The 24,008-nt window shown below is 65.2% G+C and carries 19 protein-coding genes; 2 read left to right on the forward strand and 17 right to left on the reverse strand.

The window, feature by feature from the left end; genetic code table 11:
* Positions 1–176: 176 nt before the first annotated feature.
* From DNK59_RS31285 to DNK59_RS31320, 8 genes are all read right to left on the reverse strand, one after another.
* On the reverse strand, positions 177–491 hold the full coding sequence (locus DNK59_RS31285) for a hypothetical protein (RefSeq protein WP_110725825.1): 315 nt from the start codon (positions 489–491) through the stop codon (positions 177–179).
* The gene (locus DNK59_RS31290; RefSeq protein ID WP_110725826.1) at positions 488–1,198 is read right to left on the reverse strand and encodes an AzlC family ABC transporter permease; all 711 of its coding nucleotides are present in this window, start codon (positions 1,196–1,198) and stop codon (positions 488–490) included. Before DNK59_RS31290 ends, DNK59_RS31285 begins: the two co-directional genes overlap by 4 nt.
* 44 nt (positions 1,199–1,242) lie before the next feature.
* The gene (locus DNK59_RS31295; RefSeq protein WP_110725827.1) at positions 1,243–1,422 is read right to left on the reverse strand and encodes a 2OG-Fe dioxygenase family protein; all 180 of its coding nucleotides are present in this window, start codon (positions 1,420–1,422) and stop codon (positions 1,243–1,245) included.
* On the reverse strand, positions 1,419–1,610 hold the full coding sequence (locus tag DNK59_RS31300; RefSeq protein WP_110725828.1) for a hypothetical protein: 192 nt from the start codon (positions 1,608–1,610) through the stop codon (positions 1,419–1,421). The genes DNK59_RS31295 and DNK59_RS31300 overlap by 4 nt, the downstream gene beginning before the upstream one ends.
* Before the next feature lie 16 nt (positions 1,611–1,626).
* Positions 1,627–1,821 carry a hypothetical protein gene (locus tag DNK59_RS31770; RefSeq protein WP_146249953.1) on the reverse strand — a complete coding sequence of 65 codons (195 nt, stop codon included), beginning with the start codon at positions 1,819–1,821 and terminating at the stop codon, positions 1,627–1,629.
* 450 nt (positions 1,822–2,271) lie between these two features.
* Positions 2,272–3,075: an AraC family transcriptional regulator gene (locus tag DNK59_RS31310; protein ID WP_110725830.1), complete on the reverse strand. Its 804-nt coding sequence runs from the start codon at positions 3,073–3,075 to the stop codon at positions 2,272–2,274.
* A gap of 223 nt (positions 3,076–3,298) precedes the next feature.
* Positions 3,299–3,805 carry a sn-glycerol-3-phosphate transporter gene (locus DNK59_RS31315; RefSeq protein WP_110725843.1) on the reverse strand — a complete coding sequence of 169 codons (507 nt, stop codon included), beginning with the start codon at positions 3,803–3,805 and terminating at the stop codon, positions 3,299–3,301.
* A gap of 102 nt (positions 3,806–3,907) precedes the next feature.
* A complete protein-coding gene (locus tag DNK59_RS31320) occupies positions 3,908–5,374 on the reverse strand; it encodes a carboxylesterase (RefSeq protein WP_110725831.1) in 1,467 nt (488 codons plus the stop codon).
* Between the two features lie 222 nt (positions 5,375–5,596).
* Here DNK59_RS31320 and DNK59_RS31325 point away from each other — a divergent pair, with 222 nt between their 5' ends.
* The gene (locus DNK59_RS31325) at positions 5,597–6,220 is read left to right on the forward strand and encodes a trans-aconitate 2-methyltransferase (protein ID WP_110725832.1); all 624 of its coding nucleotides are present in this window, start codon (positions 5,597–5,599) and stop codon (positions 6,218–6,220) included.
* Positions 6,221–6,260: 40 nt separating this feature from the next.
* Here DNK59_RS31325 and DNK59_RS31330 read toward each other — a convergent pair whose 3' ends face one another.
* The 5 genes from DNK59_RS31330 to DNK59_RS31350 form a co-directional block, all read right to left on the reverse strand.
* On the reverse strand, positions 6,261–6,740 hold the full coding sequence (locus DNK59_RS31330) for a copper chaperone PCu(A)C (protein ID WP_110725833.1): 480 nt from the start codon (positions 6,738–6,740) through the stop codon (positions 6,261–6,263).
* Positions 6,740–7,345, reverse strand: a complete 606-nt coding sequence (locus DNK59_RS31335; RefSeq protein ID WP_110725844.1) for an SCO family protein — start codon at positions 7,343–7,345, stop codon at positions 6,740–6,742. The genes DNK59_RS31330 and DNK59_RS31335 overlap by 1 nt, the downstream gene beginning before the upstream one ends.
* 147 nt (positions 7,346–7,492) lie before the next feature.
* Complete coding sequence (locus tag DNK59_RS31340; RefSeq protein WP_092314871.1) at positions 7,493–7,909, reverse strand: NUDIX domain-containing protein; 417 nt, start codon at positions 7,907–7,909, stop codon at positions 7,493–7,495.
* A gap of 159 nt (positions 7,910–8,068) precedes the next feature.
* Complete coding sequence (locus DNK59_RS31345; protein WP_110725834.1) at positions 8,069–8,707, reverse strand: LysE family translocator; 639 nt, start codon at positions 8,705–8,707, stop codon at positions 8,069–8,071.
* A gap of 80 nt (positions 8,708–8,787) precedes the next feature.
* The gene (locus DNK59_RS31350) at positions 8,788–9,597 is read right to left on the reverse strand and encodes an AraC family transcriptional regulator (protein WP_110725835.1); all 810 of its coding nucleotides are present in this window, start codon (positions 9,595–9,597) and stop codon (positions 8,788–8,790) included.
* A gap of 215 nt (positions 9,598–9,812) precedes the next feature.
* Here DNK59_RS31350 and DNK59_RS31355 point away from each other — a divergent pair, with 215 nt between their 5' ends.
* The gene (locus DNK59_RS31355) at positions 9,813–10,637 is read left to right on the forward strand and encodes an enoyl-CoA hydratase/isomerase family protein (RefSeq protein WP_110725836.1); all 825 of its coding nucleotides are present in this window, start codon (positions 9,813–9,815) and stop codon (positions 10,635–10,637) included.
* A 20-nt stretch (positions 10,638–10,657) separates the two neighbouring features.
* On the opposite strand, the gene DNK59_RS31360 is transcribed toward DNK59_RS31355, so the two are convergent.
* The 4 genes from DNK59_RS31360 to DNK59_RS31375 all read right to left on the reverse strand — a co-directional run bounded on the left by DNK59_RS31360 (position 10,658) and on the right by DNK59_RS31375 (position 23,883).
* The gene (locus DNK59_RS31360; RefSeq protein ID WP_110725837.1) at positions 10,658–11,899 is read right to left on the reverse strand and encodes a hypothetical protein; all 1,242 of its coding nucleotides are present in this window, start codon (positions 11,897–11,899) and stop codon (positions 10,658–10,660) included.
* Positions 11,896–12,888: a DegT/DnrJ/EryC1/StrS family aminotransferase gene (locus DNK59_RS31365; protein WP_256596751.1), complete on the reverse strand. Its 993-nt coding sequence runs from the start codon at positions 12,886–12,888 to the stop codon at positions 11,896–11,898. The genes DNK59_RS31360 and DNK59_RS31365 overlap by 4 nt, the downstream gene beginning before the upstream one ends.
* Positions 12,879–13,388, reverse strand: coding sequence for a hypothetical protein (locus DNK59_RS31370; RefSeq protein ID WP_110725839.1), 510 nt, complete (start codon positions 13,386–13,388; stop codon positions 12,879–12,881). The genes DNK59_RS31365 and DNK59_RS31370 overlap by 10 nt, the downstream gene beginning before the upstream one ends.
* Positions 13,389–13,455: 67 nt before the next feature.
* The gene (locus DNK59_RS31375; RefSeq protein ID WP_110725840.1) at positions 13,456–23,883 is read right to left on the reverse strand and encodes a peptidoglycan-binding protein; all 10,428 of its coding nucleotides are present in this window, start codon (positions 23,881–23,883) and stop codon (positions 13,456–13,458) included.
* Between the last annotated feature and the right edge of the window lie 125 nt (positions 23,884–24,008).

The following is a 24,008-nucleotide window of genomic DNA, read 5'->3' on the forward strand; positions in this document are numbered from 1 at the left end:
TGATGCTCTTCGACAGCGCAATTGGCTTGGCGGCAGGCGCATGCACCAATGGGCCGCCTGCATCCTCGAGAGGTCGTCTGTTTGGTTGGCAGGGTCAGCCATCGTTCAATCCTTCGGCAATGCCACGGAAGTGTTCGCGACAGGTGCCTCGATGGCTGTTGTGCACGACAAAGACCTCAGCCGGTGGCCAGATGCATCACTGCAAAGTAGGCCGCCGCGCCGAGCGCCGCGGAGGTGATCAGACCGAGGCTGTTGGTCAAGGCGATGACCCCGACGAGCAGCAGGGAAATCGATGCCGCCAGGGGTTCGCGGCTGATCTCGCTGTAGGCGATGTACACCGCAAAATTGATAAACACCGCCACCGGCAATACCTGCTCCAGGCAACGTTGCATCGCAGGTTGCAGGCGAATCGTCACGAACGCCGGAATGATCCGCACCAGGCAACTGGTGGCGAACAACGCAGCAATCGTGATCCAAGTCGATTGAGTCATAGCTTGGCCCTGGTCAATACCGCAGTGGCAATCAAGACACTGGGAATCCAGAAGTACACCGATCCCAAAACGTTGATCAGCAGCAGCGCCAGTACCACGCAAACTGCGCTCAGCAACAGCACACCCAGCTGGCGCTCACGGATCACGTTCAAGCGGGCGCGCAATTGCACCAGTGACAGGAACATCAACACCACGCTGGCGGGGTAGCCCAGGTTGACCTCGTTGCCGATCCACTCGGCCGGCAGCAGCTTGCTCAGCAGGGCTCCCAGTACCCCAGCCACTACCCAGGTCAAAAAGATCGTGGCCCGGATCGCCAGCACCGTGCCTGGAGCGTCCCGCTCGTGCTCGGTGGCATACGCCTCATCACCCAGCATGTGCGCCGTTCCGGCCTTGCGCAAAAAGCCCCGAGGCAAGCGCGACGACGATGTGAAGGCAATGGGCAGGTAACGGCTATTGATCGACGCGGTGACCAGCAACAGCGTAAAGAACCCAGCCCCGGACTGGGCCAGGGGCAGGGCGGCGAATTGACCGCTGCCAGTGAACCCGAGCAAGCCCACCAGCGCCACCTCCAGCAGCGACCAGTCGGCCCGCTGCGCCAGCATGCCAAACAACATGCTCACCGGAATGATCGCCAACGCCGCGGGGGCGGCTCTGCGCAAGGCGCTGGGCGAACTGTCCAACAATTCAAGTTTCTGACCGACTTCCATTTAGCCTCCGTTGGCCCGACACAGATCGTCCTAATGAACATTGGTTAGCTCTTCAACGCTTCTCGTTCATGGGTAATGCCATAGGCACGGGTTTCCCAACGATTGATTTCAATCACCCAGATATCGCGGTAGCCAGTACTGCCGGATTCGGCCTCTATGTCGCTGGCATAGTGAGTGCAGCGCTCATCATCGATGATGAACGACTTGATTGGGGAAGTGGTCATTCTGCCTCCTTGCGCCGGTGACAGGCTTCCATCAGGCGCTTGCAGTAGTGAGTGAACTCTTCGGCGGTGATCGCCCCGTCATTGAAGAGGCGTGTGATCAGGCTTTGCACCAGTACATCGATATCGGACTGGTTGCTGGGATCGGCAACGCCTTCGAGGGCTTGGTCGATGAGGATATGAGGGCTCAAAACCCACACTCCTGCTCTAGGCACGCCTGCTCCTGGGGGGCACGTCAATCAGGCAGAAACCCTGGCGCAGATAATCGCTGTTGGCGGTATCGAACTCGTACCAGGCAGTGCAATGGCGCTGATAGACGGCAAGCCGTGTTCCAACCTGCGTCTGAATGACAACACTGGAAAGAACGTAGGCTTCTTCTCTTAAAACGGTCATGACCTGCATGCTCTGTTTACCCCTCACCGACGTAACCGACGTTAGAGAACAAGCACTGAGTAGTGCTTGTTCCCTGGACAGCCTTACTTGGAAAGACGTGCCTTGAACTGGACGCCGCGAGTGCTATTAAGGGTTCCGCCCACTGTCCCAACCACTGTTACGTTCGAGACGTTGATGATGGAGTTCATCCTGATTTCCTCTTGATGGTTAGGCGCGGCAGGAAAAACCCCGCTCCGCGCAACCTGCGCCCACTGTGGGACAGGTACGATGAGCGACAGTTGGGTCATGTTCGGCGTGCAGTTTTGCTTCCCTTTAAAGGGGGGGGCATTCAATACAAAAGCTTTACAGATCAATGTATTGGAGCTGATAGCTAACTGCGCGAAGAGCATTGCTGTCGTCCGCCGCGCAGTCTATGAAGGGGAGGAAGGGGCGTCTTGTAAGATCGTGCAAGTTGCAAGATCAGTAAGGGCGGATCATGCGCAACCAGCGTGCCGGAGGCAGGCCATAGGTTCGGGTGAAGTGCTGGGTCATATGACTTTGATCGTTGAATCCTGCCGTGATCGCGGCATCGGCGATGGAGAAACCCGAACACATCAGGACGCGGACATGATCCAGGCGGCGCATGGTCAGGTAACGGTAGGGGCTGGTGCCATATAACGCGCGAAAGTCCCGTGAAAGGCTCCAGCGATCACGACCACTGGCCTCCTCTAACTCATCCAGGGTCACTACCCGGTCAAGAGCGCTATGGATGTATTCACGGGCTCTTTCGGCGGCAATGAAATCCAGCGCCTTGCGTCCGCGCTGCATGCCGGCCACCGCTGCCAGTGCCTGAGCCAGGTCATACAGGGCGTCATCCTCTTCCAAGGGGTCGATGAGCGTGTCCATGGTCTGCATGAGTACTTGGGTTGCCTGATAAAGGCGGGGATCCCGAGACAGCCCTCCCTCGACGAACGGCAGAGGTTTGCCACCCAGGGCCTGCTGCAGTAGGGCGGGCTCGATGTAGACGATACGGTACTGAAAGCCTTCCTCGGTGCCGGCCTCACCATCGTGCAACTCGTCGGGGTGCAGGACGATTGTTCCCCCCGGCAGGTTGTGACGCATGCTCTTGCGGTAATTGAAGTTGTGGACCCCTGCCAGTGTCCTGCCTACCGCGTAGGTATCATGGCGATGCGGCTCAAACCCATAACCGCTGAAAAAGGCTTCAAAACGCTCGATACGCCGCAGCGTATGGCCGCGCTTTGCCCAATCTTTGATGTCCGACATGTGTTCCCCCCGACCAGCACTGTGGACTCCAGGCCCTTGCTACTGTGGGCCCAAGCCTTGCCTGATGAGAAAACTCTTGAAGTTTCGATGACCAGAACGAAGGATCTGTCGACGGGCAATAGTATCATTTTGCCTTTATTCAAAAATGATTCTCAGGGACATCTAAAACTCAGCGCAATACTCGATCAAAGCTCCAGCCAATAAGGATGGGTGCAAACTACTTTCAGAGGCGATAACCGACGTTGACCATGACCGCAGCGGTGCCAAGCACCACCAGTTCCGCGGCCACCGGTCCGTAATGCGCGCCGACTGCCGGAATCAGCACCGGCGCCACGCCGAAGTGGTTCAGCGGGATCTTGTCCTTGTAGTCGCCCTTGTAGCCCTGGATCAGGCCGCCGCTGAGCTTGGCGTAGACCGGCCAGTCGGCGCTCTCCCAGGCCTTGCCGACGTAGGCGTAGTAGGAGCGCTGGGAGAAGGAGTTGCGGAAGGTGCTCACGCCCCACAGCTCACCGTCGGCGTAGTTGCGTTCCAGGCCGATCAGGTCCTGGTGGTTGTTGTGGTCGGGGTCATTGCGCCAGTGGTTGGTGTAGACGCTGGTCTGCACGTACCAGAAGTCCTGCTGCTGATCGGCGTGGGTACTCCCGGCAGCGCCGAGCAGCAGGGCCGCTATGAGGGCCTTCAGCGCGTGGCGGCTGGGCGTGGACTGGCGGCTGGGCGGGGCTTCAAACATCAGAGTCATCATCTTTCCCTGCCGTAACGGCAGTTGCGCCCCCTCGGAAATCAAGGGGGGGAGGGGGCGGCGAAAGTACCACTCGGGCTTTCGACCGATCAATTACTCAACTGTTGCTTTATCTATCTGCGCCTCGATGCGCTGTATCAGATAAGGGTAGAACGGGTTGGCGGTCAGGCGCATCAACTCGTCCATGGGCACCACCAGCACTCCGCGTTCGCCCCGGGCCGCCAGGGTGCCCAGGTGCACCCCGAAATCTTCACGGGGGCTGGGCTGGGTGCCGTACAGGCCATCGTCGATCGGAAAGGGCAGCGCCACATGGGACAGGGAAAACACCCCAGGCGGGTAGGCCAGCTCCAGGGGGCGCCGGCTGCTCTCCAGGCTCAGGGCGAGCTGGCTGAGCTCCTGCAGCTTGGCATTGCCCGAGCCCTCGTTGCTGAGGATTCGCGTTGTGTAGTTGCGTGGCGCCGGTGGCAGCAGGTTGGCCAGGGAGGTGACGCTGGCCGTATCCAGCAGCCCTTCGAAGTCGCGGTCGCGGTTGAGGTCGAAGATCACCAGCTCGCTACCGTTGGCCGGCAGTTGCCGATACAGGCCGTTGACCACCGCCGGGGTACTGACCGTGGCATCGGTCAGCGACTGGAAGCCGAGGATCGGTGGCAGCCGGGCCAGGCGTGGATCGTCTGTCAGAACCTGCAACTGCTGTTGCAGGGCATCGGTCAGCAGCCATGACTGGCGCGCGGCATTGGCCGGAAACGAGTTGTACTTGAACGGGTTGTATTCGGGCCGCAGGTTGAGCCACGCCGCCTTGCTGAAGGCCGGAAGCACCGCAGGCAGGGCGGCCAGCCCGGCAAACCGCGCGGACGCGGCGACGCCGATCATCGGTGAAATCAGCACCAGGCGCTGGGCCTGGGGCAATTGCGGGTCGTCCAAGGCATCCAGGGCGTACTTGACCGCCAGCGCGCCACCGTTGGAATAGCCCACCAGATGCAGTGGCGCCGGCGCCGGCACCTCGGCCCGGGCGGTACGCAGGGCCAGCCGGGTAGCCGCCAGCCAGTCCTGCCACCTTGCATCGGTGAGCCCCGCTGGCACCGTACCGTGGCCCGGCAGGCGCAGGCCAATGGCCAGGTAGCCGTGTTCGACATAGCGCTGGGCGACATGCCGCAGGCTGTAGGGTGAATCGGTCAAGCCATGCAGCAGCACCACCACGCCTCGCGGCTTACCCGCCGGGCGCAGCACGTAGGAACGGTTCCAGTCGGTGGCGAAGTGCGGTGGGTAGACCCGGCTGTCCTTGCGGTAACGGTTGAAGGGCGGCACCTGGGACGGGTCCAGGGTGTCGCTGACCTCGCGCTCGACTTCGGCGAACACCCGTCCCTCGGCCTGCAGCCAGGTTGCCCAGTCGGCCCGATCGATCTGCTCGCTGCTCAATTCGTGGGGCACCCGCAGGTGCCAGGGTTGCAGCGCCGGGCCCCGTTCGCTGTCGTAGGCCCGCCACGCCAGCAGGGTCAGGCCGGCCACGCCGACGATCAGTGCGCCGCGCTTGAACAGGCGCGCCAGGACGGGGGCGATCATGAGCCGCTACTCGGTTGCGCGTAGCGGGTGCGGTGCGTGGCGGGGGAGGACGACAAAGACATGCTGGACCATTGAACCAAGGGCAAGTGGGAGATCGCCGCGGCGACCGGGCAAGCATAACAGGGGCATGGGTTGGTGGCCGAGGACGCCGGCACCTTCGCCTGGCGCGCTGCACTTGTGGTGTAATCCGCGGCCAGCGCCACAACACCGGGAAACCTCCAGATGCACGAATCCGCCCGTCACATCGTCGATCTGTACCAGCGTCATGCCCTGGCCTGGGACCGCTTGCGCCAGGCCGATACCGGGGCCTTCGCCCAGGCGCGGCTATGGCTGGAGCGCTTTCGCCAGGTCATGGGCGCAGGCCGCGAGGTACTGGACCTGGGCTGTGGCGGCGGCGAGCCGGTGGCGGGCTATCTGCGCGAGCATGGCTATGCACTCACCGGCGTCGACAGCTCCGCGGCCCTGCTGCACCAGTGCCGTCAGCGCTTTCCCGAGCAGCAGTGGCTCCACGCCGACATGCGCGGGCTGGCCCTGGATCAGGACTTCGCCGGCATCCTCGCGTGGAACAGTCTGTTCCACCTGAGCCCGGACGATCAGCGCGCCATGTTCGCGGTGTTCGAGCGCCATGCGGCCCCGGGCTGTGCCCTGCTATTCACCAGTGGTCCGGCGGCGGGGGAAGCCATTGGTCAGTTCCAGGGGGAGGCGCTGTACCACGCCAGCCTCGATCCCGGGGAGTACTGCACCTTGCTCGACACCCATGGGTTCGAGGTGGTGCAGCACGTCAGTGAAGATCCACAGTGCTGCGGCTTCACCGTGTGGCTGGCGCGGGCGCTGGATTACCCATGAAAAAACCGGCCCATTGGGGCCGGTTTTCAAGCTGGGTGTCTCAGTGCTGCATCATGCTGTGGTCCGGCGCATCCAGTGCCCGGGCCTCGGCTTCAACCTTGATCGACTCCTTCTCGCCCTTGGCGTTTTCCACGATCAGGGTCAGCGGCACCTTGTCACCCACCTTGATCTGGCCGGTCAGCTCCATGAGCATCACGTGGTAGCCGTGGGTGTCCAGGCTGACCTTCTTCCCGGCTGGCAGGGCGATGGCGTCCACTTGCTGCATGCTCATCACGTCGTTGTGCATGCTCGACTGATGGATCTGCACGTTCTTGGCCACAGGCGACTGCACGTCGACCAACTTGCTGTCGCTGCTGGCGGTGAGGTCCATGAAGGCGCCGCTGGCGTGCTGGCCAGGGACGGTGGCGCGGACCCAGGCGTTGTCCACCTGGGTCGCGGCGCTGGCGGTGCCGGCCAGGCCCAGCAGAGAGATCAGCAGCAGGGCGGATTTAAGGCGCGACGGGCGCTGGTGGGCATTCATTAACAAACCTCCATGACGGTGAGCAGGTCTTCCGCGCACTCTTGGGCGGTAAGGGACTGGGACAGCCCCAGGCGCAAGGTGCCCCGGGAGTCGTAGACGAAACTGGTGGCGGTATGGGACAGGGTGTAGGTCGAGCCGCTGGGGATCTTTTCGTAGAACACGCCGAATTCCTTGGCGGTGGCCGCGGTTTCTTCCAGGCTGCCGTACAGCGCCTCGAAGCTCGGGTCGAAGGCCTTGACGTAGGCGTCCAGCACCTCGGGCGTGTCGCGCTCCGGGTCCAGGGTGATGAACACCACCTTCAGGCGCTCGCCGTCGCGGCCCATCAGCTTCTTGGCCTGCGCTGCGCGGGCCAGGGTCGTGGGGCACACGGCCGGGCACTGGGTGAAGCCGAAGAAGATCATCGGCATCAGGCCGCGGTAGCTGGACAGCGACTTGGTTTCGCCCTGGGAATCGGTGAGTTTGAAGGTGCGGCCGAGAATCTGATTGCTCAGGTCCTTGCCGTACTTGAAGGACAGTCGGGGACTGTTGTCGCAACCGGTGAGCAGGCCCAGGCCGAGCACCCCGGCGCTGGTGAGCAGGGTGCGGCGAGTCAGCAGAACACTCATGAAATAACGCCCTTTGAACAGCCAGACAGGCAAAAACCCGCGCATGGTAACAAACCGACGAGAGCCGCGGCGGGCTAATTGGACCGATGCCTGCGGCCATCGGTCGCAGGCGGGCAAGGGCTAACCGGAAAGCTCGCCGCGCGGCGTCTAGCTTTCCAGGGCGGCTACCTGCACCAGCGCGCGCACGGCACTGCGAGTGGCCTGGGTCAGGGGCTGAGGCAGCCGATCGAGCTCGAACCAGGCCACCTCGCTGTGCTTGTGCGGCTCGCAATTACGCGGCGCCATGGCCGGGGCCGAGGCCAGATAGACCGGCGAAACCCAGTGTTCCTGGCGCAGCGGGTCGATCTGATCCACCACGCACAGCAGGCTGACGCCTTGCAGGGTCAGCCCCAGCTCTTCGTGGATTTCCCGGCGCATGGCTTGCTCCACCGGCTCCAGCCAGTCGACCTTGCCCCCGGGCAGGCCCCAGCAACCGGCCTCGGGATCGCCCAGGCGCTTGACCAGCAGCAACTGGCCGTCACGGACAATCGCGACACCGCACCCCAGGCGTGGCTGTTGTTGCATGGCAGGTTCTCCTTGCGCTCGAAAAGTGGGATTGGCACCGCAGTTCCCCCGGCAGCCCCGATCACTGTTGCGACACTACCGGCAGCGGCATCGCGGCAGATTATTGCTTTGTTGTTTATTTGTAATGACAGCTCCGGGCCACGGCCCGCGGGCGCGATTTCAATGGCGCCACAGCGTCGCGCCAACCACCAGCAGCGCCAACAGGATCAAGACAACCCCGGTGCCTCGTTCCAGCCAGGGCAAGGCGCGGGCGAACCGCTCGCGCACCCGGCGGTTGCCGATCGCCAGGGCCACCAGCAGGTCCCAGAGCAGCACCGCGCTGAACATCCACAGGCCGTAGACCAGTTTCCAGCCGGCGTTGGTCTGCGCGCCCACCAGGGAAGCCAGGCTGACATAGAACAGCGCGTTCTTCGGGTTGAGAATGCCGGAGAGAAACCCCATGCCCAGGCCGCGTCGCCAGCTGGCGCGGCCCAGCGCCCGGGTTTCGCCGTTGCTGTCTACCGCAGCCAGGGAACTGGCCCCGGCATGGCGGATAAACAGCCAGCCCATGTACAGCAGGTAACCGCACCCGGCCAGTTGGATGCTCAGGAACAGCGGACCGTCGGCCCGAAACACCGAAACCCCGGCGAAGGCCAGGACGATGAACACGCCATTGGCCAGGGCGATGCCCAGGCAGGCGCCGGTGGCCGCGCGCCAACCGGCGGCCATGGACATGCGCGCCACCAGGAAGAAATCCGGACCGGGGGAGAGCAGGGCGAGAAAGTGCGCGGCGGCGACCAGCAGGAACTGTTGCAGCATCGGTAGGACTTCCAGTGACTTGATAGCCCGGAAGTCTGCGCTGCCCCAAGGTCAGCGGTATTGAAGAAAATTGCGCCGCCTCAGGCCTTGTAAAGCCCCGGGGTGACGCCGACGTGGGCCTTGAACACCCGCTGGAAGTGCGCCTGATCGGCAAAACCCAGGCGCTGGGCCAGGTTCGCCGAGGTTTCCCCGGCCTGCAGCGAGGAGCGGGCCTGGATGATCCGCTGGTTCAGCTGGTAGGCGTGGGGCGTCAACCCGGTGGCGCTGCGGAAGGTACGGATCAACTGATAGCGGCTGATGCCGGCCAGTTCCGCCAGTTGCTCCAGCGCGCTGCTCTGTTCCGGGTCGCGCTGCAGGTAATCCATGACCCGACGCACCCCGGCACTGGCCCGGGCGGGGTCCGCTGCGAGGGCGATCACCGGTTGCTCATGGGCGGCAAAGCCACCGATGAACTCAATCAGCGCGGCCTCCTTGTCCTGCCAACTGCAGGTAGAGAACAGCAGGTGGTTGAGCCGACAGAAGCGCTGGTACAGATCCTCATCCTGGCTCAACAGCACCTGGTTCAGCGGGTACGGCGCGTTTTGCTGCGTTTCCTGGCGCACCGCTTCGACCCAGCGCGGGTCCAGGTGCAGCATCTGGTAGCTCCAGGCCTGGTCGGGTAAAGGGTTGCAGGCGTGGGCGCAATCGGCCGGGACAAACACCACGCTGCCTGCCTGAATCAGGGTCGGGCCCTGGGCTGCGCCACTGAACAGGCTGACGCCACGGTCTACGGCGCCGATGGAGATCGTCGGATGGCTGTGGGCCTTGTAGTTGGCGCGGCTGTCACAGGCCCGCCGGCTTTCGACGTAGGGCAGCTTCGCATCGCGCCAGAATTGCGTTGAAGCAGTCATGGCGGTTTCGCAGTGGGGGCGAGCGGGTGGCTAGGCTAACAGACTGGGGCGGGCAGGGGCGCTGACTCAAGCGTTCTGCTGGCGCGAAATCCGTCTTGTTGCATGCGCGCTCAACTCGGGCGTCAGGTCCAGTGAGCGCCGAGAGAAAAGCCAGGGCTGCCTATACTGCAGTCCGGGTTTTGCTCAACGCGCCACGACCAGCAACAGGAGTTGCCATGAACTTCAAGGAAATCGCTTACGAGCAACATGGATCCGTAGTGGTCATCCGCTTCAATCGCCCCGAGCAGCGCAACTGCATCGGCCCCGTGACCCACCTTGAATTGATCGACGCCTGGAGCCGTTTTCGCGACGACGACACGGCCCTGGTGGCGATCATTACCGGCACCGGTGATCGGGCCTTCTGTGCCGGCGGCGACCTCAAGGCCGCCGCACAACTGGTGCCGTCGAGTCCCGAGGAAATGGCCGCCCATGAGCGTGGCGAGCGCCCCGGCATCATTGGCCCCAGTCGCTGGGTCGATGTCTACAAGCCGGTGATCGCCGCGGTCAATGGCGTGGCCTATGCCGGGGGCCTGGAGTGGGCCTGTTTTGCCGACCTGCGCATCGCCGAGGAGCATGCATCCTTTGGCGTCACCTGCCGCCGCTGGAACATCGGCCTGGCGGACGGCGGCACCCAGCGCCTGCCACGGATTGTCGGCATGGGCCGGGCCATGGAACTGATCCTCACGGGCAAGGTGATCGATGCCCAGGAGGCTTACCGCATAGGCCTGGTCAACGAAATAGTGCCCAGCGGGCGCTCCCTCAAGCGAGCCCTGGAACTGGCCCAGGTGTTGGCCGGGCTGCCGCAACCGGCGATGCGCTCGGACAAGGAAGCAGCCATCCGCGGTTACGGACTGCCCCTGGCCGAGGGCCTGAAGATCGAGGCCCAGTGCTTCAACCGTTCGATCCACACCCCGCAAACCCAGGAAGGGCTGCGCCAGTTCATCGAGCGTGATCACCCTGATCGCAGGATCCGGCCCGGGCCGGGCATGACCAGGGACTGAGCCTCGCCCGGCCAGGGGATTCAAGCCTGGCCGCGCAATGGCCGGCAGGCTTCTGCCAGGGCGGCGCGCAACGCCTGGCACAGGCGCTGGGGATCGCCATCCTGGCGAAACCCCTCGACCTGGCGCTGCAATTCGGCGAAACACCGGCCCTCGGTACTGTGGGCCAGGCTCAGGCGCGGATCGGGCTGGACGTAGCGCGGATCGTCCGGTGCCAGGTACAGGCCATTGAGGTTCTGGTAATCGGCGTCGATCCAGGCGTACAGGTGATGTTCGAAGCGCTCGGCAAACCGATAGCGACCAAAGTCCATCACCTGCAATTGCAATGGCGCCACACCGGGCACCCCGGCCAGTTGCACATTGACCCCGTCGATCAGCAACGGCTGCTCTCGGTTGGCGCTCATCAGGCGTTGCAGCGTCCCGGCCACCTGGGCGCTGATCGGTAGTTCCTGCTCATCGCGCCTGACCTGCAGTTCGCCGTTCTCCCGGTACACATGGAAGCGCACCGCGCCACAGCTGCTGGCGGTCAAGCCATAACGCCGCAGCAGGAGTTCGGCCTGCATCAGCGCGCCGGCCAGTTCGGGGCCCTGCCAGTAGCGCTGCCACTGGCAGCGCGGGCGGGTGCAGGCCCGGCGCAACAGCAGCACCGCCGGTTCCGCGGCACGCCCGTCATGCCACAAGGCGTCGAAGCCCAGGTCGATCAGGGCGTAGGCCGGCAATGGCGTGATCGCCGCTCCGGCGTGGCTCATGGCGGCGTAGACCAAGTGCTCCATCAGCACTTCGTGCACCGCCTCGGCCAGGGTCAGCAGGCCGTTGGAGTGGGGCAACTGTGGGGCTTCGTCCGGCGGCACGCCAATGCCCTTGATGTCGAACAGCACCTGCTCGCTGGCCGGCGCACACAGCACCGCGGCGCGACCATAGCGCGGCGGACGCCAGCCCGTTACCCGGCGGTTATCCAGGGCAATCGGGGTGTTGATGCCTTGGGCCGCCGCCTGGCTGGTGGATATATAAGCGGCGTTGCGCAGCAGCCAGCGGTCGATGGCCACCGGCAGGGGCTCCCCCGGCGCCTGTTCCCAGGGGGCGTCGAAGTCGGCGCGCAGCGCCGGGTAGTTGGCGAACAGCACCCGCGCACCGGCCACCCCGAGCAACTGCTCCGAGCTTAGCGTCTGACCGCTCTGGGCATAGTCGGCCAGTTGTTGCACTCGCGGGCCGGGGGCGAAAGGCCGGTTCAGATCGTGCAGGTCTTGCCAGGCGGGGCTGTTCATCGAGCGTCTCCGATCCAGGCGGCCAGGCGCCCGGGGTGGTCGAGGGCGGCAATCGGGTCCAGCAGGACCCAGTTGTGGCGCAGTTCCAGGCTGGCTTGCGGTCCCTGGGCCACCTCGCCACGGCCGCGCAGCATCGGCAGTTCCCGCAGCGCGCCGGCTGCCGGGGCGCAGACACCCAGGGCGTCGGCGTGGGGGCTGTGGCGCAGGCGCTCGAACAACGGCGGCTCGCGGGTGCGGATCGCAAGGTATTGACCGTTGGGCAGCGCCGCTCCGGCCCAGGGCTCAAGGCCGGCATCGCGCAAGCGCGCCAGCAGCCCGGGCATCTGCTGTTGCAGGCGCTGGCTACGGGCCTGGGCCCGGGCGACGGCGGGCATCAGCGCCGGCAGGGCATGGATCGACAGGGCCGGGCTCAAGGCCGGGCGGACGCGGGAACGCTGGCCCGGCGACCAGACGTCGATATCGCCATCCACCGGCAGGTCGCCGAACAGCGCGCCGCCGCCGCCAATGTCCAGGGCCTTGCCGTGGCCCAGGGAGGTGACCACCAGCGATGCGCCCGGACAGTGCAGTCCCCAGGCCGCGGCGCTGTCTTCGATGATCGGCCGATGCGCGCCGAGCAACTGGCGCAAGGCCGGGATGTCGCAGGGCAAGCCGTATTGATGGACCGCGATCACCGCGTCCAGGCCGTTGACATGGGGCGCCAGCGCCTCACTGCTGAGCAGCAGGTCGGCGGCGTTTTCGATAATCACCGGTATCGCGCCGACATTGAGGACGGCGGCCACCACTTGATGACAGGTGGCGGCCGGAACCGCGACCCGCCAGGTGCCGGTGACCCCCAGTTGGCGCAGCGCCAGTTCCAGCGCCGCGGTGCCGGAACCGACCAGGGCGCCGTGGCGCCGTTGATAGAACTGCGCGAGCCAGGACGAGCACGGCAGCCGATCGGCCTCCCGTGCCCGCCACTGGCCATCGGCAGGATTTGGAACTACTTGCACTTGTCCATGGCGCAAGCGGTGAGGGCCTCGACCTTGCACTTGTCCATGGCGCAGGCGGTCAGGGCTTCGACCTTGCACTTGTCCATGGCGCAAGCGGTCAGGGCCTCGACCTTGCACTTGTCCATGGCGCAGGCGGTGAGGGCTTCGACCTTGCACTTGTCCATGGCGCAAGCGGTAAGGGCTTCGACCTTGCACTTGTCCATGGCACAGGCGGTCAGGGCCTCGGCCCGGGGGCCGCCGATGCGCCAGCTGGTGAACTTGCTCTCCGGCAGCGCGCCGCGCTTGACCACATCCAGATGCAGGGTGCGGGCTTCATGGTCGTTGCATTCGAGCAGAATCTCGTCCTCGGCGACCGCGAAGTGATCGTGCAGCAGGCAGAGTCCGAAGCGATCCAGGTTGCCGTGGCGCTCCAGTAGCTCATGCAGGTCATTGATGAATTGCGCATCAGACGCCCCCAGTGGCATGGCTTCGTCAAAGGAGGGATTGGCGTGTCCGTTCATGTGGTGTACTCCAATATGTTTGATTTAAACCGGTCATCTTCATCAACAGTGCGCAGTAGTGTCGGCCTCATGCACCTCCTTGTTCCGGTGGAACCTTGCTTGCGGATACCCAGAGTGTCTCGATGCTCAGCAGCGGCGGCTGGTTGTCCGAGGCCACCGCGCCCCGTGCCAGTTGCGCCGGATCGTCGGCGCTGAAGGCCCGCAGGGTCAGGTCGACCCGGGCGTTGCCCTGGAGCGTGACCTGTTCGGCCAGCCGCCAGCGGTCGATGGCTTGGCTGAAGGCGCTGGTGAAGGCCGGCGGGCTGTTCAGCGAGGTCGCCACCGGCAACAGCAGCGCCGCCGGCAGCACGGTGCGCGCGACCACGCCCGGGGCGGCGACCTCGTAGCTGTAGCGGCCCTCCATCCCGACCTGCACCGTGGTGCCATTGCTGCCGGCGCCCAGGGCGGCGAAAAACACCTCGAGGTAGTCGTCCAGGCTGGCGTTCGGCACCGGCAAGTTGTCCAGGGAGAAGGCGCCTTGGCTGATGTGCGGGCTGATGCTGTCGACAAAGCGCACCACCGGCGTCGAGAAGCGGAACAGCGCATTGGTCTGCAGGGTGCCGATATCCGCCGCGGGGAACAGGATGCGGTTGCGCTCCACCGACAGCGAGGCCCAGGCATTCTGGTGGTCGAACACGTTGAGGGCCGGCAGGCTGGTGCGGCGCTCGTCGATCAGCAGAGCGTCCGCATAGTCGAGCCAGACGGCCGGCTGGCTGCCCTTGAGTCGATAGCGATAGGCGATCAGCCCCGGGTTGCTCGGATCGACCACGCTCACCGCCTCGTACTGTTGCGCGGCGATCTGCACCAGTGGCACCGGCAGGCTGACCTTGCCGAGCTGGGGCAGGGTGGCGCTGATCTGCCCGCTGGCCGGATCGTAGCTGGCCGCCACCTGATTGATACTGACATCCAGCAGCAGGGTTTCGGCCCGCTCCTGGCCATCCACCGTCACCGGTGCCAGTACCTGGCTGAAGGTGCAGGTCAGGGCCTGGGGCGCGACAAACGCCGCGGCGTTGCGAAACAGCGGCCGGGCCCAGGAATCGTAGGCCTCGGTGACCTGCTGGACGATGTAGACGAAGGCCTCCACCGCCTGTTGCGCTGCGGCAATCTGCACCGCAGTCGGCTCGCCGAAGTTGATCGCGCTGAGATTGTCTTGCATGGCCACTTCAATGCTCGGGTACACGCTGACGAATTGCGCCAGGGCGGTGACCAGGCTCTTGTCGACACTGCGCAGCGCAGCATCGACGGTCGGCGTGTTGAGGGCGATGGCCACGTTCAGGCTGTCCTGGGCCGTGCCGCGCACCAGTGAGTCGAAGGCGTAGGTCCATTTGCTCAGGTCCGAGACTTGCTGCGGCACCTGGGCCCAGGCCGTCGCCGTCTGCCCTTGGATGGTCGGCGGCTCGGGCAGGGCCCGCAGCAGCACTGGCAGGTTCAGGGTCTGGCCGTCGGCCAGGGGCACCCGCAAGGGGCCGGAGATCAGCGAAATCCAGTTCGACTGGGTGTAGCCGCTGATGCCCGGCACGTTGCGCACGTCATGCTCCAGGTGGCTGATCTGCAGCTCCAGGTCCAGCGGCACGTAGCTTCTTGCCGCCTCGTTGCGCGAATTGAAGACAAACGCCAGGGCGCTTTCCCCTGGGGCGTCGGGCAGGCCGATGCGACCGCTGCCAAAGGCATAGTTGTCGTTGCTGGCCTCCGGCGCTTCGCTGTTGCCCGCCGCGTTGGCGGCGCTCCCCACCGTCGGCTGGCCGTACAGCGACAGCGGCTCGCCGGTGGCGCTGCCTTGCACCGAGAAGCCGACGATGGCGGTGGTGCTGTAGGCCGAATACAACTGGTTGAGCAGGCTCTGGCGCAGCTTCTCGCCCGCCGCGGCCCGCGCCGGGCCGTCCTGCGGGCCCGCCGAGAGCACCGGCTTGATGGTCGATGCAATAGCGTCGGCCAGGGTCTGCTTGGCGCTGAGGATTTTCCCCAGGTTGCCGTCCTTGAGCGGGTCCTTGCTGCCCAGCAGGGTGTCGAGCAGAAACACCGAGGGTGCGTAGGTCGGCGCGAGGAAGCCGTCGATGGCCTTGAGGGCGGTTTCGAACCACAGGTTCTGATCGACCCCGGTCAGGGTCAGGGTCACAGGATCGCCGCTCGGGAATGGCTGGTCCGGCTGGTAGTTGGGGTAGATCTGCACGCTGTCCGAGGTCAGGCTGCGGGCGATCGGCTGGGCGGCGAAGTAGCCCGGGGCCGGATCGATGCGGTAACGGATGCCGTCGGCGCCGTCGCTCAAGGCAAAACGCGCGGCCCACAGGGTCTGGCTGCGGCCGTCCGGGGTGCTGCCCGGGTCCGCGGTGCCGCTGCCGACCCGGGTCATCCAGGCCCCGGCCCGCTGGAACAGCGCCTCGAAGGCCCGAGCGAACTGGCTGTAACCACTGGTGCTGGCGCTCAGCGCGTCGGGGACCGGCAGCAGGGTGCTGGTCACCGCCACGCCACCTTCCAGGCCGGCGACATCCGGCTCCACCAGCGCCGCCACCCGGCGCAGGCTGAGGGTCAGGCTCAGGGGCAGGATCGAGCCCGGGGCCAGGGCGTCGATGTCCACCGCCAGCTTCAGCTGCACCGTGGCCGGTGCGGGGGGGCGGGTGCCCTGGGCCACTTGGGCGAGGTACAGGATCACCCCGTTGACGTAGTCCAGCAGCGGCTGCGCCTGGCTGTCGTCGAGCCGGCTCAGGGGCTGGGCGAACAGGCTGTTGACCAGTTCCACGCTGACCGCGCGGCCCTGGCACCAGGGCAACTGCAGATCCTTGTAGGACTGGTTCAGCTGGTAGTAGATCAGGCTGAACATCTCCAGATCCTTGGCAGCCTGGACCTTGACGTCGCCACCGCCGGCCGGGTCATAGCTGGAGGTGTCGAGGCTCAGACTGATCACCAGTTGCGCGCCACCGGCAACGGCTTCGTAGGTATAGAAACTGCGGGTATTGGGCCAGGCCGACAAGCCGATCAGCCGGTCGCAGTAACGCAGCGGCAGCGGTGGGTGATTGAGGCTGCCGGGATAACCGGGCGTGGGTGCCTGGAAGGGAGTGACGGTGATGTTGCCGAAGATGTCCAGCCAGGTCAGGTTGACCTGGGCGAAGCTGCCCACGCCACGGTAGGGGTTATCCGCGGCGCTCGGCAGCCCGGGCCGGGCTGGTACTGGCGCGGCATTGCTGGTGGCGCGCCGGGCCAGACCGAGGGTCTGCTGGTAGCTGTACTGGTCGTCTTCGGCCAGGGCATCGAGGGCCCGGGCGCGGCTTTGCGGATCGCGCATGGCCTGCCGGTGGGCTTGGGCCTCGGGCGAGTCGACGCCACTGTCCGGCCGCTGCGGGCCGAAGGGCAGGGCCAGCTCGCTGGCGCTGAACCAGGGCGAACCGTCGAGCCCGGCGGACAGCACCGAGTACAGGTTGTACAGGTAGGCGCTGGCGTAGCCGTCCGGGTCCAGGCTGGGAGAGTCCACCGGCGGCGGATTGCTGCGCAGCACACTGAAGGCCGCGTTGCCCTGCTTGAACACCGCTTGCAGATCGAAGGTCTGGGTGTCGATGCTCAGGCTGCTGCCGACGCTGAACAGCCCGGAAACCTGCGCGGCGCCCACCGCCAGGGCGTCCAGGTCAAGGCCGTAGTAGGTGGCCAGAGACTGCAGGCTGTTGCCCGGCGCCAGGCTGGCGTCAACGACATAGGTCAGGGCTGGGATGAACAGCGCCACGCCGCCGGCGGCGCTGACCCCGGGGTTGAGGTTGGCGATCTGCGTGGCGCTGATCGGTTGCAGTGCGCCCACCGAGTAGTAGCGTGCCAGGTTGTCGAGAATGCTCGCGCTCTGGCCGTTGCCGGCGCTGGCCTCGGCCGGGGTCACCAGGTGAATGATGCCGTCCACCGGCACCTGCGCCGCCTTGCGCAGCGTGACGGCGGCATTGAGCTCGGCGATGCGTCCAGTGCCGATGCCGTAGAAAGCCGCGAGGCTGTCGAGGCTGTCGCCGGCGCTGGTCGGTTGGCTGCTGTCGGCGGTAGCGGCCGAACGCAGGGTCATGTGGCTGCCTTGCTGGATCACCGTGTCGGTGCTGACGAAGGCGTTGACGAAGTTGCACAGGCGGCCGTCGAGCGCGTCGCGGGGGTAGGTCACCACCAGGGTCAGGGTGGCCGTGCCGCTGTCGTCGAAGATGCTGTCGGGCAGGCCGGCGGCGGCGATCGCATCGTAGTAGCTCAGGTAGTAGCCGCCGGAGCGCACGGTGGACAGTTCCCAGAGCAGCTTGACCACTTCCTCGGGCGGATTGAGGATGCCCCGCGGCCCGGCTTCTTCGGCCAGGCGCATGGCCATCAGGGCCGGCGGCGGGTTGGTTTCGGTGGACAGGTTGGTCTGGGTGAGGAAGGCCAGGAAGTCGCTGGCGGCCTGGCTCAGCAGGTTGCTGGCCTTGGCGTTGCCCTGGGGCATCAGCAGGAACTGGCCGCTGATGATCGCGCTGCCCAGCTCGCTGACCGCGATCAGCAGACGCTCCAGCAACTGCGCATCGGTGGCCGACGGGCCGAGCAGCTCATAGGTGTAGGACAGGTTGCTGCCGCTGCCGGCGATGGCCCCAGGTTCGGCCTGGGGCAGGCGCTTGATGGTGAAGTCGACCCGGGTCGCGTAGCTGTAGGCCGGGATTTCGCGGCGGGTGGTTTCCAGGGTCGCCGGGTCGGTGGACACCTCGCACGGGGTGAACGCCGGCAGGTAGGGGATCTGCTGCGCCAGCCTCGGCAACTGCCGGGCGAGGTTGCCGACCCGTTGGTTGATCAGCTGGATCAGGCCGTCGGGCAGGGACCAGAGCATGGGCTGCACGCTGGCGCTGCCCTCGCTGTTGGCCCGCAGCCCCGGCTGGCAGAGGTTGCGCAATTGTTGCAGGTCGGCACTCGACCACAGGGACACGCTTTTCACCGCGTAGTCTTTCGGGCTGCGGGCCACGGTGGGCAGCAGCTCGATGTGCGGCGCCGGCTGGAACTTGCCTTGCTGGGCGTAGGCCAGTACCCCGCAGAGGTTGCTGTAGGCCTGATTCAGGTTCATCGAACCACTGCTGGCCCCGGCAATGCGCACGAACGACAGATCGACCCCATGGCTGGTGGCGGCCCGGCTCAGGCTGATGGGCAAGTCGCTGCCGGGCAAGAGACCGACCGGGGTCGGGAACTGCTGCCCGGTCAACTGGTACAGGCCATAGGCGTTCTGCTGGGCGGGGTAGAGAAACGCCGGGCTCAGGCTCAGGCCGCCCATGCCCGCTGGGTTGGCCGGCAGGCGCAGGCCATAGGCCAGAAAGCGCGAGAGCATGCCCGCCAGTTGCGACAGCTGGTCGGTGGCCACCAGCAGGTTCCACAGGTCCTGCGTATACAGGCTGTTGAGCGACGTCAGGGTGATCTGCGGCTTGGCGAACAGTGGCGCCACCCCGAAGTTGGCCGATGCCGGGTCGCTGAACAGGACCATGGCACTGACGCCGAAGCGCGCCCCGGCACTGTTCAGGCTGTCGCCGGCGGTGCGGTACGCGAGGTTCGGCAGCAGCAACGGCTGCCCGGCCAGCAGCAGCCCGGGCATGGCGTAGAGCGCACTGTCCTGGGCCAGTTGCGCCAGCGTGACGTCCAGGGCCTGGGCCAGGCTGTTGAAGGTTTCCCCGGGACCGGTGGTGTGCTGATGGATGTCTTTGCCCACCGGCAGGCTGATCACCTGATTGGCGGCGATCACCAACGAGTTGCCATTGGCCAGGATCAGCCCCGAGGCGCTGGTGCTCCAGCGCGCCGGTACGCTGCTGTCGGACCAGGCCGCGGCGACCTTGGCCAGGGTGTCGCTGCTCTGCAGGGTGTAGGCTGGCAGCGGGATGTTCAGGGTAAGGCCGTCGCTCAAGGCAACTTCGGCGTTCGGTCGGACGATGTCGTCCAGGGTCAGGCTGTTGCCGCGGGCGTCGTTGGTCCAGTTCAGGATTGCGCTGATGGAGTTGCCATTGGCCGTGGCGTAGGCGTAGTCGTCAAAGGCATTCAATGCGACCTGCAACAGTTGCCGGCCGATGACCATGAAGGCATCGGTGAAGATCACCGTTGCCATGGATTCGCTGTCGTCCGCCGCGGCCCGCAATGCGGGCGCCGGTGGTGGCTCCTTGCTCGTTACCAGCGCTGCCAGCTCCTTGAACAGCTGCGCGACATTGCTGCGGTAGGTGCTGTTGGTGCCTACGTAGTGGGCGAAATCCACGCTCGCGCTGCCGGCATTGGCCAGGGGGACGTTCAGGGACAGGCCGTCGAAAACCGGGAACAGCACCGAGCCGGCTTGCAGTACCTGCTGGATCTGCGTCTGGTTGGCGGCGTCGGGCAGGGTGATGCTGACCTCGAAGGACGACAGGAAGGTCAGCAACTCGCTGATGCCGAACGGCGGATTGGCCAGGTCGGCAAGGCGTTCGATATCCACCTCGAGCATGGCCTTGTCCACCAGGCTGCCGAGGATGTCGGCCAGGGTGTCCTGGTCGCTGCTGGCCGAGCCCAAGGTGCCCACCAGCCAGGGCAGGTAGTCGGCGCACAGGCGTTCGAAGCTGCTGTTGCCAGCCGTTGTGGCCGAGTCTCGGGTCGGCGAGGGCGCATCCATGGTCAGCAGGAACACGAAGGCCCCCTGCTGGTCGGTGTAGTGGCTGGCGCCCTCGTTGCACAGCACGGTGAATTGCGGCGTGGCGTAGAGGTTCAGCAGCGGTTTGCCGGCGGCGCGCAGCAGCGTCATCGGTTGCGGCGCGGCGGCCCGCCGTGCATTGGCCAGGCGCACATGGCGGGCCTGGCGTGCCAGCAGCAGGCCAGGTTCGGCCCAGGGTGCCGGGCCGCTCTGGATCGCGTTGATCTCGAAACGCGCCGAAACCTCGGCGTGGAAGGAAAAACTGATGCTGAAACTGAACAGGCCGAGGTCGATCTTGACCTTGACGCTGACCTCCACCGTGGCCCGGGCGGCAATCGGAATCGGCTTGTAGCTCTCATAGGTCAGGGACAGCGACAGGGGGATGCGCACGTTGACCGCGGCCGAGATGATGGCGAAGTCGATGCTACCGTAGAGCAGGCCGATGACCCCGACCGTGCCCTGGATCTTGAAGTAGTAGTCGTCCTGCACGCTATTGCCGGCCGGCACCAGGGCAGTGGACGGATGATAGGCGTGGAAGGCGGCGATGGTGCCTTCCAGGATGCCGAACACGGTCAGGGCGAAGCCGGCCTTGAGCGGCCCCTTGACGAAGTTGTAGCCCAGGCCCAGCTGCAGGCCGAGGCCGAAGACGATCACCGGGTCGAAGGTGCCCTGGGTGGTTTTCGGCACCTGGGTGGCGGTCACCGACGACAGTTTGCCCAGGTAGAAACCGCCGGCACCGAGCACCGGCACGCCGTAGACGATCGCGGAAATCGAGAACGAACGGGTGAAGTCCAGGTTGTAGGGAAAGCCGATGTCGATGAAGAAGTCGCCGTTGGTGTAGATCTTCACCCCGATCTCCGGCAGCACGATGGACACCGCGCCGAAGTTGAGGTTGCGGATGCTGTCGGGGAAGGTCCATTCGATCTGGTACACGCCGACATCGTCGGTGATCTTCTTGTACAGGATGTCCAGTACCAGGTTGCCCAGGGCCTTGGCTTTCTCCCCGGCCAGGGCCAGGCGCAGGCCATAGAGGTTGGGGTCGTTGAACACCAGCATCAGGTCGACGGTCCAGTCTTTGCCGGTCTTGAGCAGCAACAGTTGCCCGGCGATCAGCCAGTCGCTGTTGCGGTTGTAGTAGGGCACGCCCTTGCTGCCGCTGTCGCTGGGGTTCATCGGGTTGCTGGAACCGGTGGTCGACGGCACGTTCTTCAGGGCGTCGATCACCGCCTTGGTGTTGGCGAAGCTGTCGTAGCCGCTGATGGCGACCCGCTGGCCGAGTACCAGCAGTGGCAGGCTGAAGTAGTCCGTGCCCTGGCCCGGCACCGTCGGCAGCTTGTCCACCGGCTGGCCCTTGTTCGGGTCCAGCAGGTTGCTCCAGTCCTGCTGCTCCTGGGAGTTGTTGCCCTTGAACACCGAGGATCCGTCGATGCCCAGGGTGATCTTGTCCACGCCATTGACCTTTTTGCGCTCGAACACCAGGCCGTCGATGCTCATGAACCCCAGGTCGATCTTGCTCGCCAGGGTGTACTTGGCGCTGATGCTCGGCACGCTGCTACCGCTGCTGTTTTCCAGGTTGATGATCAGCGACAGGCCGTCGAGGGAAATCTGGTTGAGCACGTCCCAGGGCGAGCTCAGGGTGAAATACGGGTCGCTCAGCGATTGCATGAGTTTCTGGATCAGCCGGCCCAGGCTCCAGTTCTTCAGGGTGAAGGTCAGGGCCTTTTTGTCGACCTGATAGATCGCCGTCAGGCCTTCCCAGGACAGGGTCAGTTGGGCGTTGCTGCCCTGGTTGTCGGGGGCGAAGCTGTAGCCCAGCAGCACGCTGTCGTTGAGAAAGCTGAAATCCCATAGGGTGGTGGCGCTGCCGCTGTACTGCTGGTTCGCCGGCTTGCTGGCGTCGTAGCTCAGGCTCAGGGTGGCCAGGGTGTCGACATGGAAGGCTTCGCCCAGATTGAAGGTCCAGCGCAGGCTGCCGGCCACCGTGTAGCTGTCGAGCGGGGTGTTGCCGGTGCTCAGGCTGGCGTCTACCTCCAGGGTGTTGACCAGCAGTTTGCCGGGCAGGAAATCCGGAAAGGTGAAAGTCCCACCGAAGCTGAGGAACTGGCTGACCAGCTGTTGCACATCCACCGGCTGCGCCAGTTGCGCGGCGACTTGCCAGGTGGCCGGGGTCTTGCTGCCGTCGTAGTCGAGGCTGGCATTGGCGAAATACGGACCGATGCCGACCAGGCCACCGATCCCCGCCTGGTAGGTGGTCACCGCCGGGGCATTGCTGCCGCTGGCGCTGGTGGGTGTGGTGGCCTTGATGTACAGCTGGCCGTCGGTGACCGAGAGAATCGGCTGGCCACCGAAGGTGAACAGGTTCAGGTCGAGCTCGAAGCCGGCGTTGAAGGCGTAGCTCTTGGCGCCGACATCCAGGCTCAGGCCGACATCGGACAGCGAGGCGTCGACGAAACTCTTGGGGATGCGGATCAACTGAGCGGTCAGGGTGGCGATCAGGTCGTTGAGGTTGGCCGTGCCGTCGAAGCGTGCCAGCAGTTGCAGGTCGGAATTGAACTGGACGAAGAACAGGCCGTTCTCGCCGGCGGTCTTGCCCTTGAACACTTCGGGCAGTAACAAGAAGCGGGTCTGGAACAGAAAACTCTGGGTCTTGTTGTCAGGCAGGAAGTTGATTCCCCACACCAGTTCGAAATCGGTGACGCCGAACACCAGCTGGTTGGTCGGGTCCTGCAGTGGCACCCAGGGATGCTCGACATTGATCACCGTGGGGTCGGCGCCCAGGGTCACGCTGGCGGTGCTCAGCGTCAGTTTCGGGTTGGTAACGCCACTCAGGGCGAGGCTGCGCAGGCCGATCCCGGAGAGAAACTGTTGCAGCACCGCTGGCGTGCCATTGAAGAAGCTGCCGTTGTTGTCCAGCAGGCCGATGATGGTCGCCGGGGTCAGCAGGGCGCTGCCGTCGTCGCTGTGGCCGAGGTAGAAATTGAAGGCGCTGCCGTTGTTGATCTGGGCCAGGGCGCGCATCTGGTAGGCGACGGACTTGCCGTTCTGGTCGGTCAGGCTCAGGTTGAGGCCGAAATACAGGCTGACCTGCTGGTCGTAGAAGGCTTCGGCCGGGTCTTCGCCGTCCTGCAGTTCCGGCGGGCCGATGATCAGGCCGAACACCGGGGTATCGACATTCAGGTACAGCAGCTTCAAGCCGTCGCTGACGTTGAGGAACGGCGCCTGCAAGGTGGTGGTGGGCATGAACACCTCGACCCCGTCGACCTTGGCGAAGTCCATGCTGCCGGTGAAGGGCAGGGCCAGGGTCGGGAATCCCAGGTTCTGTACCACCGCGACCGCGGTGCTGAGCTGTGCCGGCGGTGTCAGCCGGGCGGCGAAGCCCTGCCGCGGGCCCTTGCTGGCATTGAAGGTGAAGACCGCGTTGCTGATTCCGGCCCATTTGAAGGGAATGCCGGTGGCGAAGCTCGACAGGTCGGCCCAGGTCCAGCTGGCCGGGGTGGTGACGATTTCCAGGCTCAGGCTCTGGGCCCCGACAGCGCCCTTGAGGCCGAAGGTCAGTACCAGCCCCTGCTGGATGTCCTGTTGCAGGAAGCGCGCGCTGACCCCGGTGACCTTGAAGGTCTGGGTGGCGGGGTTCAGCGGCTGCACGCTCTGCGCGGTGAGGTTGACCGTGAGCCCGGCGACGGGCGACTGGAAGGCGGCCTTGAGGTCGCTGTCCAGGGTAGCGGAGACACTGACCGTGGCGTCCGCCAGGCCGGTGATCAGGTAGTCGCGGGTGAGGACGATCGGCGCGCCGGCATCGCCGGTCAGGGCTGCGGCGAGGTTGCTCAGGGGGCTGTTGGCCATCTGTCTTCTCCTTGTTCAGACCGTCACAAACAGGGCCAGGTGATCGCTGGTGGAGCGGATGTGCCCCAGGTTGCGCCAGCCGCGGTAGCGTTGCCGATCGCCCGCGGCGAATGCCGGGGCGGGGG

It is taken from the genome of Pseudomonas sp. TKO26, assembly GCF_003225665.1.
Lineage (GTDB): Bacteria > Pseudomonadota > Gammaproteobacteria > Pseudomonadales > Pseudomonadaceae > Aquipseudomonas > Aquipseudomonas saponiphila.

Excerpts from the sequence above, each read along its gene's own strand:
- DNK59_RS31330 (WP_110725833.1), bottom strand. The coding sequence starts at position 6,740 with ATGAATGCCCACCAGCGCCCGTCGCGCCTTAAATCCGCCCTGCTGCTG.
- DNK59_RS31345 (WP_110725834.1), bottom strand. The coding sequence starts at position 8,707 with ATGCTGCAACAGTTCCTGCTGGTCGCCGCCGCGCACTTTCTCGCCCTG.
- DNK59_RS31335 (WP_110725844.1), bottom strand. The coding sequence starts at position 7,345 with ATGAGTGTTCTGCTGACTCGCCGCACCCTGCTCACCAGCGCCGGGGTG.
- DNK59_RS31355 (WP_110725836.1), top strand. The coding sequence starts at position 9,813 with ATGAACTTCAAGGAAATCGCTTACGAGCAACATGGATCCGTAGTGGTC.
- DNK59_RS31320 (WP_110725831.1), bottom strand. The coding sequence starts at position 5,374 with ATGATCGCCCCCGTCCTGGCGCGCCTGTTCAAGCGCGGCGCACTGATC.
- DNK59_RS31295 (WP_110725827.1), bottom strand. The coding sequence starts at position 1,422 with ATGACCACTTCCCCAATCAAGTCGTTCATCATCGATGATGAGCGCTGC.
- DNK59_RS31325 (WP_110725832.1), top strand. The coding sequence starts at position 5,597 with ATGCACGAATCCGCCCGTCACATCGTCGATCTGTACCAGCGTCATGCC.
- DNK59_RS31360 (WP_110725837.1), bottom strand. The coding sequence starts at position 11,899 with ATGAACAGCCCCGCCTGGCAAGACCTGCACGATCTGAACCGGCCTTTC.
- DNK59_RS31350 (WP_110725835.1), bottom strand. The coding sequence starts at position 9,597 with ATGACTGCTTCAACGCAATTCTGGCGCGATGCGAAGCTGCCCTACGTC.
- DNK59_RS31310 (WP_110725830.1), bottom strand. The coding sequence starts at position 3,075 with ATGTCGGACATCAAAGATTGGGCAAAGCGCGGCCATACGCTGCGGCGT.
- DNK59_RS31290 (WP_110725826.1), bottom strand. The coding sequence starts at position 1,198 with ATGGAAGTCGGTCAGAAACTTGAATTGTTGGACAGTTCGCCCAGCGCC.
- DNK59_RS31340 (WP_092314871.1), bottom strand. The coding sequence starts at position 7,909 with ATGCAACAACAGCCACGCCTGGGGTGCGGTGTCGCGATTGTCCGTGAC.
- DNK59_RS31315 (WP_110725843.1), bottom strand. The coding sequence starts at position 3,805 with ATGTTTGAAGCCCCGCCCAGCCGCCAGTCCACGCCCAGCCGCCACGCG.
- DNK59_RS31285 (WP_110725825.1), bottom strand. The coding sequence starts at position 491 with ATGACTCAATCGACTTGGATCACGATTGCTGCGTTGTTCGCCACCAGT.
- DNK59_RS31770 (WP_146249953.1), bottom strand. The coding sequence starts at position 1,821 with ATGCAGGTCATGACCGTTTTAAGAGAAGAAGCCTACGTTCTTTCCAGT.
- DNK59_RS31375 (WP_110725840.1), bottom strand. The coding sequence starts at position 23,883 with ATGGCCAACAGCCCCCTGAGCAACCTCGCCGCAGCCCTGACCGGCGAT.
- DNK59_RS31370 (WP_110725839.1), bottom strand. The coding sequence starts at position 13,388 with ATGAACGGACACGCCAATCCCTCCTTTGACGAAGCCATGCCACTGGGG.